The organism is Nodularia spumigena CCY9414 (genome assembly GCF_000340565.2).
In the GTDB taxonomy this organism is placed as follows: domain Bacteria; phylum Cyanobacteriota; class Cyanobacteriia; order Cyanobacteriales; family Nostocaceae; genus Nodularia; species Nodularia spumigena.
Window position 1 is genome coordinate 2,666,975 of the sequence record NZ_CP007203.1, and the last position, 16,587, is coordinate 2,683,561.

Consider the following 16,587-nt stretch of genomic DNA (forward strand, 5'->3'; position numbering starts at 1 on the left):
GGAGGGAATTATTTGTTTTGAGGTTTTCGGTGACGAGCGATCGCTATTTCTTGGCTTAGTAGTTGTGCTATGTCTATGGTGGATAAGTTGTCTAAGTTGTTATCTGAAGGTGTAGGTTTTTCACTGGTGACTTTTCCTAAGTAATTGGCTAAAGCATTAATTGTGGGGAAGTTCCAAGCGATAGTGACATCTAAGGGTTGAGAAATTTTTAACCATTCTTGTAAGTCTTGGGTTAGTTCTATAGCTGTAACCGAATCTATGCCGTAGTCAGCGAAGGCTTTATTCACGTCTATAGTAGAAATTGGCTGGTGTAATTTTTGCGATATCCAAGTTTTTAACCAGTTTTGGATGTCTGAAGATGTATTAACTGTGGGTAAATCTTCTATTGGTGGGGTGAATTGGGGACTTTCTCCAGACTGACGCAATAATTCATCTAAATCTTGTTCTTCTCCAGCCAAGGTTTGTTCGATATCACCAATTGTTTGTTTATATTGATTGAGGTGATGGACTAAGGTTTGGCAACTGAGAAATAATAAGTTGTCGGTGTTGAAACTTAAAATTTCTTGGAGTTGTTCCTCAAAGCGATTTTTTACCCAAGCTGTTGCTGATGGCTCTTCTAATACTGCCCATAATATCGCTTCTGTTGCCAGTTTACCAAGTTGATGGTAAATCCAACGCTGGACTTTAATGTTAGCATCATCACAGCAACATTCTCGAATTTTATCAACAGCATCCTTTAATCTTTGTCCTACTTCTACAGCACCCAGGGTTTGACAGAGAAAATTTTGCAGCGTCTGTCCTTGTTTGAGAACACGCGCACCCAAAAAGCCGCATAATGTTTCTGTTGGTCCTTCAAATATCCTTAAAATTCGCGCGTCTCGCAAAATTTGCGGTGCAATATTACTTTCTATATAACCTCGTCCCCCCAAACTTTGTACCAGTAAATCTGCTGCTTGCCAATAAAATTCTGGGGCAGAAATTTTACACGCTGTATATACTTCGGCTGGAATATTATCACCTGCGTCGAGTAATTTTCCTACCCGCATTACCAAGCTATTGACTGCGGTAATGGCATTGGTTAATTCTTGGAGACGATATAAAACCACAGGATGATCGAGTAATTTACCTGTAGCAATTTGTCGCCGTTCACTATAACGCCACATTAATTGTACACAACGTTGCATCCCACCGACACAAGCAGATGCGATCGCTAACCTGCCATACATCATCGCATCTTGAGCAACATTCATCCCTGCCCCAACGTCACCCAATAATTCCGCAGATGTCACCGGAATATCTTCTAAATAAACAGTATTCTGCACCATTCCCCGCATTCCCATCGTTAGCGCTTCCCCACCTTGACGCAAACCAGGAGTACCCCGACGCACCACAAAGCCGCTAATTCCCGACTCATGTTTAACAAACACATTAATCACACCAGCCCAAGCAGCCGAACCACTCCAAATCTTTTCACCCCGCAATCGCCAACCATCACCATCACTAATAGCCTGAGATTCGATAGCTTGAGGATTAGCACCAGCACCCGTTTCCGTCAGTGCAAAAGCCGCCAATTCCCGCCCCGTAGCCAGAATAGGTAAAAGTTCCGCCTTTAAAGCATCCGTCCCATACATTAATATAGGACGCACCCCCAAAACATTATTCAACCCCACAAACAAAGCCAAAGTCGGATCAATCGCCCCAAGCTGTTGTATAATCCTGATGGTGTCCGTATATCCCAAACCCAAACCACCATAACAACAAGGAACCTGCATCCCCAACAAACCCCTATTCCCAAAATCCAAAACAATATGAGGAGAAATACAACGCCGTTCATCCATCAACCGCGAATTAACATGATCCCGAGCATAAACCCGTAACCACTCAATCAAAGCATCCACAACCTCCCCCCTCTCCTCTCTGCGCCTCCGCGCCTCTGCGTGAGACAAATCCCACCGACAAACCACATCCAACCCCGAACTCAAAAACCCATCCCGACAAGCGAAACGCTGCACCTTCCCACTAGAAGTCTTAGGAATACTACTAGGCTTCAACAGACATATCCCATCTACCTGCAAACCAAACTCACGAGAAATAGCAGCCCGAATTGCTGTAATGATTCCATCTTTATCCAGTGTACGCCAACAATTACGCTCCACCTCCTGAACGACAACTAGCCGTTCTTCCCCGGAGACTTCCACACTAAAAGCTGCACCCCAGTAAGCACTCAAAGCTGGATGACTTTGGGCAACAGTCGCTTCAATATCGTGGGGGTAATAATTCTGCCCTCTGATTATAATAACATCTTTTATCCGGCCCGTGACAAATAATTCCCCAGAGCGTAAAAAACCCAAATCTCCTGTGCGTAAAAAACCACCTGCTTCCGAAGCTAAGGAGGCGCGAAAACTTACTGCGGTTTCCTGAAAACGTTGCCAATAACCTTGAGCTACACTCTCACCTTTGACCCAAATTTCTCCCTCTTCCCCGGCCGCACAAGGTTGTCGAGATTCTGGATTAACTATAATTAAAGTTTGGTCATGACTGGGAATACCACAACTGACTAAACCTTGAGCAATATGATTTAATTCTAAATTTTTCTGATTTTTACCACTCACAAACAAAGTCGCTTCTGCTAAACCATAACAAGGATAAAAAGCGGTTCGTCGAAATCCATAAGGTGCAAAAACTGTAGCAAATCTTTCTAGTGTCTCCTGACGAATTGGTTCTGCACCGGTAAATGCTAAATTCCAACTACTCAAATCCAAATCTGGGCATTCCTCTAGACGAATCTTGCGGACACACATCTCGTAGGCAAAATTAGGAGCGCCGCTAGTGGTAGCATGAGTTTGAGAAATTGCTTGCAACCAGCGAAGCGGTTTTTGTAGAAAAGCTACAGGAGACATGAGTGTAACTGGAAAACCACCATACAAGGGCTGAAAAATTCCTCCAATCAAACCCATATCATGGTAAGGTGGCAACCAACTCACAACTTTGCTGTGTGATGAATGCCCAAAACGTTGATATATTTGTGCCAAGTTATGCAATAAATTACCATGACTGAGCATCACTCCCTTTGGTATGCCAGTGGAACCGGAAGTATATTGTAGTAAAGCCAGACTATCTTTTGTCAATTCAGGAGTTTGCCAAGCCTCACCTACAGATAAGAGCATACTATCTGTGGCAATTTTATTTAACCCTGCTATTACTGTATTTTTAGCTACTTCTTTTAATAAATCATCTAAGGATACGGTGGTCAATATTCCCTTGGCTTCAGCATCTTGGGTAATTGCTAATAGCCTATTCCTGTTTTGATTGCGACGCGGTGGATAAACTGGAACTGCTACCACACCCGCATAAAAGCAACCCATAATCGCCGCTATTAATTCTAAGCCCGGTGGATACATTAATAATACCCGTTCTCCCTGCCAGTGCATCGCCTGTAAATGAGCCGCTATTGTGCGTGCTTTTTTGTCTAACTCCGCGTAGGTAAGATTTTCCTGTTTGCCATCTTGCAAAAAAGAAAAGCCGACAGAGTTACCTCTTTGTTGTGTCCATCTGAGTAACACATCTACAAGTGTCACAGCTTGGTGTGTTTCTGTTGAGAATCTTTCTCGTTGGCGGTTAATCATTCTGCACTAATTCGCTTTGGGGAATAAAATTAGCTCAAAGGGTTTGTGAAAAATTTGCACTTTTTAACTGTGCTTCTGAGCAGTTAAATTAGAAAATTTTTGTCTCATGCCCCAGGCGCACCAGAGGAATGTCGTTAGATGGTAACATTAAAATTAGAGAACGTACAGTCATGAGCATCTTTACTGATTTCTTCTCCAAAACCGGAGAAAGTCTCAAATTTGTGCGTTTTGCTGTTTTCCCAGATATAACCACATCCTTTCCCTTACAAGTTAGGAAAAAAGCTATTTATGGCATGGAATTTTTGGCAATCTTCAATTGGTGTTGCTAGTATCATCACTGTTTTAGGATCTCAGCCTGTCTGGGCTACTCCTGTACTTGTAACCGCAGTAGAACTTTATGATACAGATCAAGGTTTAGAAGTTGTTTTAAAGACTCCACCCGGAGTATCTATAGAAACAGAGTCTAGCACCGTAGACAACACCCTAATTATTATTCTTAATAATGCTCAATTCCAACTGGAACAAGGACAATTACCTGTAATTATCGATAATCCCATCCCTGATATTGCTCAAATTGTTGTCGGACAGTCTGACCCTAACACTATTGAAATTGAGGTGACAGGGGTTAATGAAATTCCCAAAGTTGATCTGCTCCAGAATGGAGAGGAATTTATTGTCAGTATTCCTTTTGTCACCACCAGTCAAACCCCACCAGAAACTCCCGAACCAGAACCAGAGGAACCCATAGAATTAACAGTTATAGGAGAACAAGTCCGACCAACTTATCAAGTTCCAAATTCCTCCATAGGGACTCGTACCGATACCCCGATTATTGACGTACCTCAAGCAATTCAGGTCATACCCCAAGAAGTTATTCAAGACCAGGGTACACGCAGTATTGGAGAAGTCTTGAAAAATACTAGTAGTGCCAGCACCGGCCGGACTCCTTCCCAAGCACCAGCGTTAAATCCTGTGATTCGCGGCTTTGAATCGGGAAATATTTTACGTAACGGCTTACGAGACGAAACTCTCCGATTTAGCAGTGAAATTAGTAATGTCGAACGAGTAGAAGTTCTCAAAGGACCAGCTTCGGTACTCTTTGGCCGGGGTGATTTGGGTGGTGTCATTAACTTAGTTACAAAACAGCCTTTAGATAGACCCTACTATGGCTTTGAGTATCAAGTAGGTCAATTTGGGTTACATCGTCCCACAATTGACTTTTCCGGTCCTTTAGATCAAAATGGTATTGCCTATCGTTTGAATGCTGGCTATCAAACTGCTGAAAGCTTTAGGAAATTTGAACATAGTGAATCTTTCTTTATTTCACCCATTGTCAGATTAATTGATCACGAAAATACCACTTTAACTGCTAATCTAGAATATCTTAAATATCGCAACTTTGAGACAGCACCTGATTTACCCGCCTCCGGAACAGTTATTGCTAACCCTAATGGTAGAGTTCCACGGGACGCTAATTTAGGTGAACCATCTTTGTCTGAAACTGAGACATTTGTAACTCGTTTGGGTTATCAGTTAGATCATCGTCTCAATTCTAATTGGTCGCTCAAAAGTGAACTTTCTACCTCATTTTTAGATATTCCTAAAAATATTGGGATAACTCCTATTTCTAACTCTGGGAGAGCCGATGGATTAAATAATGATGGGCGCACAGTCAGACGATTTTTGATAGAAAATCCTTCGAGTTTATCTACTTTTGTTTTAAATAATAATCTCATAGGTAAATTTAATACTGGTAGCATTGAGCATAATTTGCTATTGGGTGTGGAAGTTTCTAGAGAGCAGACAAAAGATCAACTTGATTTTAGACAAATCAGTGCTATTGATATTTTCAATCCTGTTTATCAACCTGAAACTGTTTCTAATTTTGCGATTCCCTTTGGTAATATTGATACTCGTAAGAACTCTGTGGGTATCTATGCTCAAGACCAAATTTCATTATCGCAAAATATTATTTTAGTTTTGGGGGGACGTTTGGATTTTTCTCACCAAAAATACGAGGATTTGCTGTCTTCCGCAGAAAGTTTTGAACGTAATGATACGGTTTTTAGCCCCCGTGTGGGCGTTGTAATTAAGCCCAGGGAAAACCTCTCACTATACGCTAGTTACAGTCAATCATTTTCACCGGTGGTTGGTAGAACTAGGGTTTTAGTCAATGAACAGACGGGACAAAGTATTATTGGCGAACCCTTTGAACCAGAAAGGGGAACTCAATACGAAGTTGGTTTGAAGGCTAATTTGTTAGGCGATCGCCTGTCCACCACCCTAGCATTCTATAATTTAGAACGCACCAATGTCGCAGCCCAAGGACTCAGCGAACCTTTATCACAAATTCAAATCGGTAAGCAGCGCAGCCAAGGTATAGAACTAGATGTTGCTGGTGAAATTCTCCCTGGTTGGAACCTCACAGCTAGTTACGCTTATACAGATACAAAAATTCTCGAAGATAACCGCTCTGAATTTCAAGATAAGGAATTACAAAATGTTCCTAAAAATGCTTTCGGCTTATGGAGTAGCTATGAATTCCAATCTGGAAACTTCAAAGGGTTAGGGTTAGGCTTGGGTGTCTTTACTCAGGGAGAACGCCAAGGTGACTTACGCAATACCTTTACATTACCTAGTTATTGGCGTACAGATGCCTCTATTTTCTATCGTCGGGATAAGTTTCGTGCTGCTATTAATATCCAAAATTTATTTGACCAAAATTATTGGGAAGGGGCGCGGGATATTGTGCGTATAGTTCCAGGTGCGCCGTTTACTTTAACTGGTAATGTTTCTTGGGAATTTTAGCCATGATATTAAAGTGCATTATTACATTTTTTGCACGCAGAGGCGCGGAGAGTTGGAGTTTTAGAGGTTGAATTTTTGAATTTTATACTTGTATTCAGCAATGCTACTTTTTTAAGTATGAATTAGATCATGCGAACTTTTTTGATCATCTGGTTGGGGCAAATAGCATCTACTATTGGCAGTTTTATGACAGTATTTGCTCTGACAATTTGGGTATGGGATAAAACAGGTTCCGCAACAGCTTTAGCATTAGTGGGGTTTTTTTCCCAGTTTCCTAAAGTGCTAATTACTACTTTTGCTGGTATTGCTGTGGATAAATTTAATCGTCGCCTATTGATGATTGTGGCGGAAGTTGTCGCTATGTTATGTACTCTAACTATAGCCATGCTCTACCTCAATCAACAATTAGAGGTTTGGCATTTATATGTAATTGTTACGCTTTACGGCGGCTTTGGACAATTGCAACTTCTAGCTTATTCTGCTTCCATTTCTCTACTCGTTCCCAAGGAACAATTTACCCGTGCTGAAAGTTTGGGTTCTGCGGTTAAATACAGTGCGGCTATTTTTGCTCCCGCTTTGGCAGGGTTTCTCTATCCACGTGTGGGGATGCAAGGTATTTTCTGGATTGATTTAGCAACTTTTGCTACGGCTTTTGTCACATTGCTAATTGTCACAATTCCTCAGCCTGTTATAGAAAAAGTCAACAGTAATAACACTGAAAGTAATTGGGAAAAACTTACATTTGGATTCCGCTACATTTGGGCTAATCCATCTTTAACGGCGATGGCGATCGCCTTTACTTTATTTGCCTTTCCCAATGATATCAGTAAAGCTCTCTACAGTCCAATGCTTCTGGCGCGTACAGGTGGTAACTCCGAAATTCTTGGAACTGTCACCAGTGCTGCGGGTATTGGTGGTGTGATTGGGGCGTTAATCCTGAGTATTTGGGGAGGTTTTCATCGTCGCATTCACGGAATGTTACTTGGTTTTATCGGCTATGGTTTTTTTAGAACAATTCTCGGTCTTGGGCAAACATTACCAGTCTGGATAATTACTCATTTTTTGGCATCGTTACTTATGCCTTTATTCTATAGTTCTAGTAACGCCATTTGGTATGCTAAAGTACCACCCTCTTTACAAGGACGAGTCCTAGCCGCAGATCAACTGATTGGGGTGACGGTTTCAGCGACTACATTTTTAGTTGCGGGATTTCTGGCAGATCGAGTTTTTGAACCGGCTATGAGTCCCACTGGTAGTTTAGCTCATATTTTCGGCAACATCTTTGGTACTGACACTGGCGCAGGTATTACTTTGTTGTTTGTCACCATGACTATCTGCACAGTTTTGGTGGGGATTTTTGGTTACAACTGGCGGACTTTACGACAAGTAGAGGATTTAATCCCAGATCAGAAACTTCCTGAAATTCCCCCATCTTAAATATTCCTACTCACATCTAATAATTATTCACCAAATATCATGACAACAATCCAGTTCACAACCAATACTACAACCCTCATAGAAACCGAAGAGACTACACTTACCTTCAGATTTGAATTAAGTGAGCCACCACCAGCCGGAGGTATAAGAGTTTATCTCCTGGGTAATGTCCCCCAATCATTAACTCAACTGGATTTGTTTGCACTCAGCTTCACAGGTGGCGATGTCCCACAAGGAGACTTTGATTTTTCCGGGTTTTTCTTTGACATTACATCCACAGTTGCCACTGTAACTGCACCCATTTTTGCAGACGGAATTTCAGAAGGGCAGCAAACGGTAGTTTACACTCTCCAACCTGATGCAGCATATACAGTTGATCCGAGTTTTAGTGCGGTGACAGTGAACTTCTACGACGATCCCAGTCAAGTTCCAGCACCACCACCAGTCAATGATCAACCAGTAGCAGTTAACGACAGCTACACCACAAATGCAGGTCAGCAATTGGTAGTGAATGTAGCTAATGGTGTTTTGAGTAACGATACAGATGCTCAAACTGACCCCTTAACAGCCACCGTAGTACAAGCACCCAGTAATGGCAGTTTGACCTTAGATGCTAATGGTTCATTTACCTATACACCCAATGCCGAGTTTACAGGTACAGATAGCTTTACTTATCTTGCTAATGATGGAAAGGTAAATTCAACTGCGGCGACAGTGAGCATTACTGTTAACGCTCCAGTCAATGACCCACCAGTAGCAGTTAACGACAGCTACACCACAAATGCAGGTCAGCAATTAGTAGTGAATGTAGCTAATGGTGTTTTGAGTAACGATACAGATGCTCAAACTGACCCCTTAACAGCCACCGTAGTACAAGCACCCAGTAATGGCAGTTTGACCTTAGATGCTAATGGTTCATTTACCTATACACCCAATGCCGAGTTTACAGGTACAGATAGCTTTACTTATCTTGCTAATGATGGCAAAGTGAATTCAACTGCTGCCACAGTGAGCATTTCTGTGAATGCACCAGTAAATAAGCCAACAATCAGCTTTACCGCCAGCCCCAATACTTTAGTTGAGGCAAATAATGACAGTATTGTTTTAACATTTCAACTCAGCGAACCACCCCCAGAAGCAGGCTTGGAAGTTACATTTGATAGTGGTGTCGAGCGATCGCTCTCTGAATTTGATGTATTTAGTGCTACATTTGATGGAGTCCAATTTTTAAGAGCCAATGACACCTCTAGTGCCGTAACTGTCAGATTACTCCAGCAAACAGCAACCATTACTCTCCCCCTGTTTAAAGATGAAGTAGCAGAAGATCCGAAAACCTTTACTTACCAACTTAGCCCTATAACAGACTATGATTTTGTACCGGGTGAGGATGCAATTACCTTTACCATCAACGATACATCAACAGTGAGCGAATTACCTGTCGTTGGTTTCACAGCTAGTCCAGTAGTGAGTGAACAAGACAGTCCCGGATTAGTGCTGATATTTAACACCCAAGGCATCATCCCGGCAGAAGGCATTATCGTCAGTGTTGGTGGGGATTTTAGAGCCTCCTCCCTCACACAAGGGCTACAATTTGAGCAACGGATAGAGTCAGAAGGAATTGAATATCTAGCTTTCAAAAGTGACACTCAAGCTTATCAGTTCAGGTTGACACGAGCCAATACTAACATTACCATTCCTGTCATTGATGACATAGTAGAAGAAGCAGACATCACCTACACTTACCAACTATTACCAGATGAAGCATACACTATCGATTCAGAGGCAGCATCAGCAAATATAACTTATGTGGATGGTGTACCTGGTGGAGTGGGTCCAGTGGTCAGTATCTCCACAGAACAAACTACAATCCAGGAAAGAGAAACTTTCACCCTTAACTTCAGCGTTGATGGTGAAATTCCCCCAGAAGGATTGATCTTGTATGTGTTGAGTCCAACCCCAAATCCCTTGGGTGATATCCAGATATTAAATACAGAAGGACTAGCCGATTTACCAGCAACAGATAGCACTGGTAATGGTTTCTTTGTCACTTTAACCCAATCAACTGCTTCTCTGGCATTACAGGTACTTGATGATGATCCTGATCAAGAATTAGAAACCTTAATCTTCAATCTGGTCAATGGAGAACAGTATGAAGTTAATTCCGATGCTGACGGTGTGACTTTTACCCTCGGAAATACTAACCCTGTAGAAAATACTAACCCCCGCCTCCAGCAAATATCGGATACTATTTTTCAGATCCAAGGCGGTGATCAAGCAAAACTGCAAATCTCTCTACTTGAGTACAATTCTAATCTAGTCAACGAGATGGGTGTCTTTATCGTTGATGATGACCAGGGAACTATCAATGGAATAGCACCTAATTCTCCAGGATATGCAGAAGCCGCATTGGATAGGGCAAAGGTCATTTTCTCAATTATTGCTGATTCACCAAATGGATTTAATCAAACCAATTTAGGCAGCTTAATAGAATTTAATTCAGGGGATAAACTGGGATTTTTCTTGGTGAAAAATAGTACGATTGATGCCGTGCGTTCTGGTTCAACTCCTGAATCAGCAGTTATTTTTGGTCAACCTTCAAGCTACAAGGTAGAAACATCAAATGATGGTAGCTACAAAATCTCCTGGGATGACGCTAATGGTGTTGTCGATTTCAAAGACTTAGTTATACAAGCCTCAGCTAGCAACATATCTTTACCATTAGGTGCTGACTGGCAAGCAAATCCTCAAGGAGAACTGATTGATTTACAAGACATAACAGGTCAGGTACGGGCTGAGTTTATATTAAACCGAGAAGCTGCCTTTGACAATTTGATCGGATTTTACGAAGTTGCTGATGTTAATGGTGGAATAGATTTTAATGGTGATGGTACTATTGATTTCCGCCCTGGCGATGCAGGTTATACAAAAGCCGCTATCGAAAAACGGATTGTTGGTCTTGATATGACGGTTAACAATCAAGGGACGGCAACTTTCACAACAGACCTAAACGGGGGTTCAATTTATGCCCCATTTATTATTGCCAATGGCAAACCCGATGCCATCTTAGATAATAATTCTAACAATGACCCTGCGGTTTACTTTGCCTTTTTGGGTGCTAACCCTGGCAAAATAGACCATATACGCCTTTTAGGAAATAATGTCTGGGGTTTTGAGGATTTACCTCTTGGCGGTGATATGGATTACAACGATGTAGTTATCCGGGCTAATTTTAATCTGATTTAAAGCACTGCTTGAATGTTATAGGATTTACGCAATAAGACTATTCGCTTTGGGAGGGTGTAAGGGTTTTAAACAGGTACACACGCCACTTGGCTCAAGTCGGGAAACCCGTTCACCGAAGAGGCAGAGGGGAAGGGGGCAGGGAGCAGGGGGAGCAAGCCCTTCCCCTCTGCGCGGAGCGAAGCGAAGCATGGGTAAGAAGCCCCGTCCTTCCAGGGCGCTCTTACTGGGGCGGAGTACAAGCTCCGTCTCAGTCTTCCCCCTTGCTCCCTGCTCCCTGCTCCCATGCCTCTTGTGACACCAGTGGCTCACCTATTACCCTTCTCCAAAGTCCTGATTTTTCCTTAGTCATGCGTAATTCCTATAAGTAAGTCGGCTGGAAAAAACCGAAGTATGTAACAAAATGTAAAATCTCTGAAAGTCTCTTCCCTCTTGCATGAGTGACTCTTGCCTTTTGCCTTGCCATAATGACAATTTTCAACGCCCACCGACTTATCACTAATTAGCCGCACTTTGGATCATATTTTCAATCAGCAACACCGAAAAATTGGCGGAGAGTCTCTTATGGTTTATGCAAATTTTGCACAAACTACCCATTGACTGCCAATATCTATTGGAGCAAACAAATTTTACTTAAATTTTATTTTTTATGTTTGCAATTAGTTAAGGATCGTGTTATTCTTTTACTTAGTGATTTCAGTTATCGAGAATAAATTGCAATAAAACATCATCAATTTTCTTGGTTGTTGTACTCAGGTTGCCCAAAACTGGTGTTCATATCCAGTAATTGGTCACTATGAGAGCATGATCACCTAAAATATTTTATCGATTTTATCAACCTAGTAATGCCATATCTATCTACACTATTTAGCTATTAATACCATGCTGGTTGCTAACTTGTTTTCGAGTCTAGCAAAGAGAAGATAGTGAAAATAGCTAGCATAGTGAGCGTCATAGTCTAAGTCATCAGAAAAACTTGATGCTATCTATATGCGTGACAACACAAAACACTGTCCTTGTACGACGGCTTTACACAAAGTGACCCTTGTTAAGACTTGAGAGGAATAGTCACGCAGTTATTTCTGTCGATCAAATTTGAGATTGACCAATATTTTAGCCAACTATTTATGACAACAATCAAGTTCACCACCAACACTACAACCCTCATAGAAACCGAAAGTACTGCACTTACCTTCAGATTTGAGTTAAGTGAGCCACCACCAGCAGGAGGTATAAGAGTTTATCTCCTGGGTAATGTCCCCCAATCATTAACTCAACTGGATTTGTTTGCACTCAGCTTTACAGGTGGCGATGTCCCACAAGGAGACTTTGATTTTTCCGGGTTTTTCTTTGACATTACATCCACAGTTGCCACTGTAACTGCGCCCATTTTTGCAGACGGAATTTCAGAAGGACAGCAAACGGTAGTTTACACTCTCCAAGCTGATGCAGCATATACAGTTGATCCGAGTTTTAGTGCGGTGACAGTGAACTTCTACGACGATCCCAGTCAGGTTTCAGCAGCCAACAACCCACCAGTAGCAGTTAACGACAGTTACACCACAAACGCAGGTCAGCAATTAGTAGTGGATGTAGCCAATGGTGTTTTAAGTAATGACACTGATGGTAACAATGATCCTCTAACAGCAGCAGTTTTAGCAGCACCCAGTAATGGCAGTCTTATCTTTAATGCGAATGGTTCGTTTGCTTACACACCCAATGCAGATTTTGCAGGTACAGATAGCTTTACCTATCTAGCCAATGACAGTCAGGCAGATTCTGCCCCAGCCACAGTTAGTATAACCGTTAACCCACCAGCCACTATGCCCACAATTAGCTTTACCGCCAGCCCCACTACTTTAGTGGAAGCAAACGAAGACAGTATTGTATTAACCTTTCAACTAAGTGAACCACCCCCAGCCGGAGGGTTAGAAGTTACATTTGATAGTGGTGTTGAAGACTCATTAGCTGAATTTGATGTATTTAGTCCATCATTCAATGGTGCTAGTTTGGTGAGGGCCAATGCTGCTTCCAGTGGTGTTACTGTCAGATTGCTTCAGCAAACCGCAACCATTACTCTACCCCTATTTAAAGATGAAGTTGTAGAAGGTGCAGAAACCTTTACCTACACCCTTAGCCCCGTACCTGGGTACGATTTTGTTCCCGGTGAAGACGCAATCACATTTACCATATTCGACGTTCCCCCTGCACCAGTAGTAGCATTCACAGTATCACCAGATGTAATCAGCGAAGCAGAAGGAACAGCCTTAACATTAACCTTCAACACCACAGGCGTTATTCCCCCTGAAGGAATCACAGTCAACCTAGAAGGCGATGTAGCCGAAATTCTCCAACAGTTCTTAGCACCAGATGGAGACGGAGCGGTTCAAACCCGTGTTACTGCCGATGGCAACATTCTTTATCGCTTCGACACCTCTTTTCAAGCCGACAACCCTAACTTTGCCAATATTGTAGGTGGTGTCCTGGATGTATTTGCCCTAGAAGATGGCGATCCTGCCGAAGATAACTCCGACCCCGCAGCAGCAGGGACAGGCTTCCTGAGTAACTTCAGCTTCACCATCACGGAGCCAGTTGCTAGCATTACCCTGCCAGTGTCTGACGACATCCTAGAAGAACCTGACCAAACCTTTACCTACACCCTAGTAGCAGGAGAAGGCTACACCGTTGACGAAACCGCTAACAGTGGCACATTTACGTTAACTGACGGAGTTGAGGGTGGTGTTGGGCCAACAGTAGAAATCTCTTCAACCCCTGGCACCCTCTACGAAAGTGAACAAACAAAAATTACCCTCAACTTCAGAACACGGGGTGAGATTCCCCCTGAAGGTGTCGTGGTATTTTTGGAAGGGCCGGCTCGGGCGATCGCCGAATTTGATGTTAATGCCACCAACCCCCGTTTACCCGAAGATCAAACTGTGGTCACAGGACCTGTGGTAGTAGGCGGTAGCATTGTTGGCACTAATGAGACAGCCGGAGGCCTATTCTTCCGAGTTACCGAAGAGTTTTCATCCATTACAGTACCCGTTTTTCAAGATGATGTTACCGAAGGCACTGAAAACTTCACATTTACATTGATTGACGGCGAAGAATATGAGGTCAGAGAAGGCCGCGAAAGCGTTACCTTCAGCATTGAAGATACCGTAGAGCCACCAGTAGTCAGCATGAGTGGTAGTCCCACCCTGCTCAGAGAAGACGAAGGTACAGTATTAGAATTGAACTTCACCACCACTGGTATCATTCCGGCCTCTGGTACGACAGTTGTTCTTGAAACCACCGACCCTCTCTTACTCGGTACTCAGATCAGCCGACCTTCCAATGGAGGAGATAACGTCGGTATCAGCGTTCCTGGTGGTTCTCGCACAACCAGGAACGCTGAAAACGGCAACTTTGTCAGACTCTTACAACGAGTCACCATTACCGAAGCCAATGCCACCCTACGTTTACCTGTAGTGGATGACATCATCGAGGAAATGGATACCGAGTACACCCTCACCTTAATTGAAGGGGAAGGTTATAACCTTGATGCAACAGGGGTTAATAGTGTTACCTTCACCGTTAGCGATGGGGAGTTACCCAGTCCCGTACCCCTCATCGGAGTTACTGCCACACCCGGAACACTTATCGAAAGTGAGCAGACCGTTTTGACCGTTACCTTGAGTGCCGAAGGAGAGATTCCTGAAGGGGGCGTAACCGTCTTCCTAGATAGCGGTGTCAGGGCTGCCATTGGTGAATTTGATGTTAGCGGCAGTGCGCGTACTGGAGAAGTTGAAGGCGTAACCGTCACTGGCGGTGAAATTGTTGGTACAGACGAAGATGTGAGTGGATTCTTCTTCCGTATGGATGAAGCCACTGCCACCATCTCTGTTCCTGTATTCGAGGATAACGTAGATGAAGGAACAGAAGTCTTACCTTTCACCCTTGTGGATGGGGAAGGTTATGAAGTTGATCCTGATAATTCTGCGGTAACTGTAACCATTATAGATATCCTTGAGCCAATTGTTGGTTTCACAGCCAGCCCAGTAGTGAGTGAAGCAGACGGGCCAGGCTTAGTGCTGTTCTTCAATGCCCAAGGCATTATCCCAGAAGAAGGCATAGTAGTTAGCGTTGGTGGCGACTTGCGACCCTCAGCAGTCGAGCAAGGGTTGCAATTCCGGCAAGTGGTGGAGTCAGAAGGTGTGGAATATCTCCGCTTTAACCGTGACACCCAAGTTTATGAGTTCCGCTTAACCCAAGGTAACGCTACTGTTACCATTCCCGTCTTCGATGACATAGTAGAAGAAGCAGACACCACCTACACTTATGAACTGTTAGCAGGTGAAAGCTACAGAGTAGACCCCGCAGCTAGTTCCGTAGATGTCACCTATGTAGATGGTGTACCTGGTGGTATTGGTCCAGTTGTTAGCATCTCCACTGAGCAAACTGCACTGTATGAAGGTGATACCCTGACAGTTAACTTCAGTGTAGATGGCGAAATCCCAGAGGGCGGCTTGCAAGTATTTGTCCTCAGCCCCACCAGAGGCGCATTAGGTGAATTTGTCATCTTTAATGAAGATGGTACACCTGCTGTGACTTGGGAAGGAATTGCTGGTTTCCCAGAACCAGATGGTACTGGTGGCGGTTTCTTTGTCACCTTGACTGAACCCACTGCTTCCCTGACATTGCAGGTGTTTGATGATGGTCCCAATGAAGGGATTGAAAACATCACCTTCAATTTGGTGGATGGGGAACTTTACGAAGTTAATCCTGATGCTGGTAGTGTCAGTCTCACCATTAGTGATACCCCAACCAATCCCGTTGGTGGTGCTGATGACAACATCCTGGTTGGTACTTTCGAGAATGACAGCTTATTTGGTCTTGCTGGTAATGACATCTTATACGGTGGTCTTGGCAATGACTACCTGTTTGGTAGTGCTGGTGACGACTTGTTAGATGGTGGAGACGGTAACGATGCACTCTTTGGTGGTGATGGTAATGACACTCTACGGGGCGGTGCTGGTAATGACTACTTAACTGGTGGTGCTGGTGACAACCTATTAGATGGAGGTTACGGTAACGATATTCTCTATGGTGGTGCTGGTAATAACACTCTACTGGGTGGCGCTGGTGATGACATTATCTACAGTGGTTCTGGCCAAAACCTAATTAACGGTGGTGCTGGCAATGACATCATCTTCTTAAATGGTGGTCAAGATACTGTTGCTATAGCCCAAGGTGAGGGAGTCGATACTATCAACAACTTCCAAGTTAGCTTGGGACAAAGAATTGGTTTAAGTGGTGGTCTAAGTTTCGACGAGTTAACTTTGACTCAAAGTGGTATGGATACCTTGATTAAAACAGGCGATGAAACTCTGGCTGTGTTGAGGTTTGTTCAATCCACTAGCCTCAATTCTTCAGCGTTTACTGTTGTGTAAAATACTAGGTCTGAGGATTTAAACGCAGAGTAGCGCTAAGGTTA

At 43.2% G+C, this 16,587-nt stretch carries 5 protein-coding genes; 4 read left to right on the forward strand and 1 reads right to left on the reverse strand.

Features of this window, described 5'->3' with window-relative positions; all coding sequences use genetic code 11:
• Positions 1 to 8: 8 nt before the first annotated feature.
• A complete protein-coding gene (locus NSP_RS11800) occupies positions 9 to 3,626 on the reverse strand; it encodes an AMP-binding protein (protein WP_006194132.1) in 3,618 nt (1,205 codons plus the stop codon).
• Between the two features lie 288 nt (positions 3,627 to 3,914).
• Between NSP_RS11800 and NSP_RS11805 the strand changes: the two genes are divergently transcribed.
• The 4 genes from NSP_RS11805 to NSP_RS11820 all read left to right on the forward strand — a co-directional run bounded on the left by NSP_RS11805 (position 3,915) and on the right by NSP_RS11820 (position 16,543).
• Entirely contained in the window at positions 3,915 to 6,434 is a 2,520-nt protein-coding gene (locus NSP_RS11805) for a TonB-dependent siderophore receptor (RefSeq protein ID WP_006194133.1), read from the forward strand.
• 129 nt (positions 6,435 to 6,563) lie between these two features.
• On the forward strand, positions 6,564 to 7,871 hold the full coding sequence (locus NSP_RS11810; RefSeq protein ID WP_006194134.1) for an MFS transporter: 1,308 nt from the start codon (positions 6,564 to 6,566) through the stop codon (positions 7,869 to 7,871).
• Positions 7,872 to 7,910: 39 nt separating this feature from the next.
• Positions 7,911 to 11,114: an Ig-like domain-containing protein gene (locus tag NSP_RS11815; RefSeq protein WP_006194135.1), complete on the forward strand. Its 3,204-nt coding sequence runs from the start codon at positions 7,911 to 7,913 to the stop codon at positions 11,112 to 11,114.
• Between the two features lie 1,124 nt (positions 11,115 to 12,238).
• Positions 12,239 to 16,543 (forward strand): Ig-like domain-containing protein, encoded by a 4,305-nt coding sequence (locus NSP_RS11820; RefSeq protein WP_006194136.1) that lies wholly within the window; start codon positions 12,239 to 12,241, stop codon positions 16,541 to 16,543.
• Positions 16,544 to 16,587 lie beyond the last annotated feature (44 nt).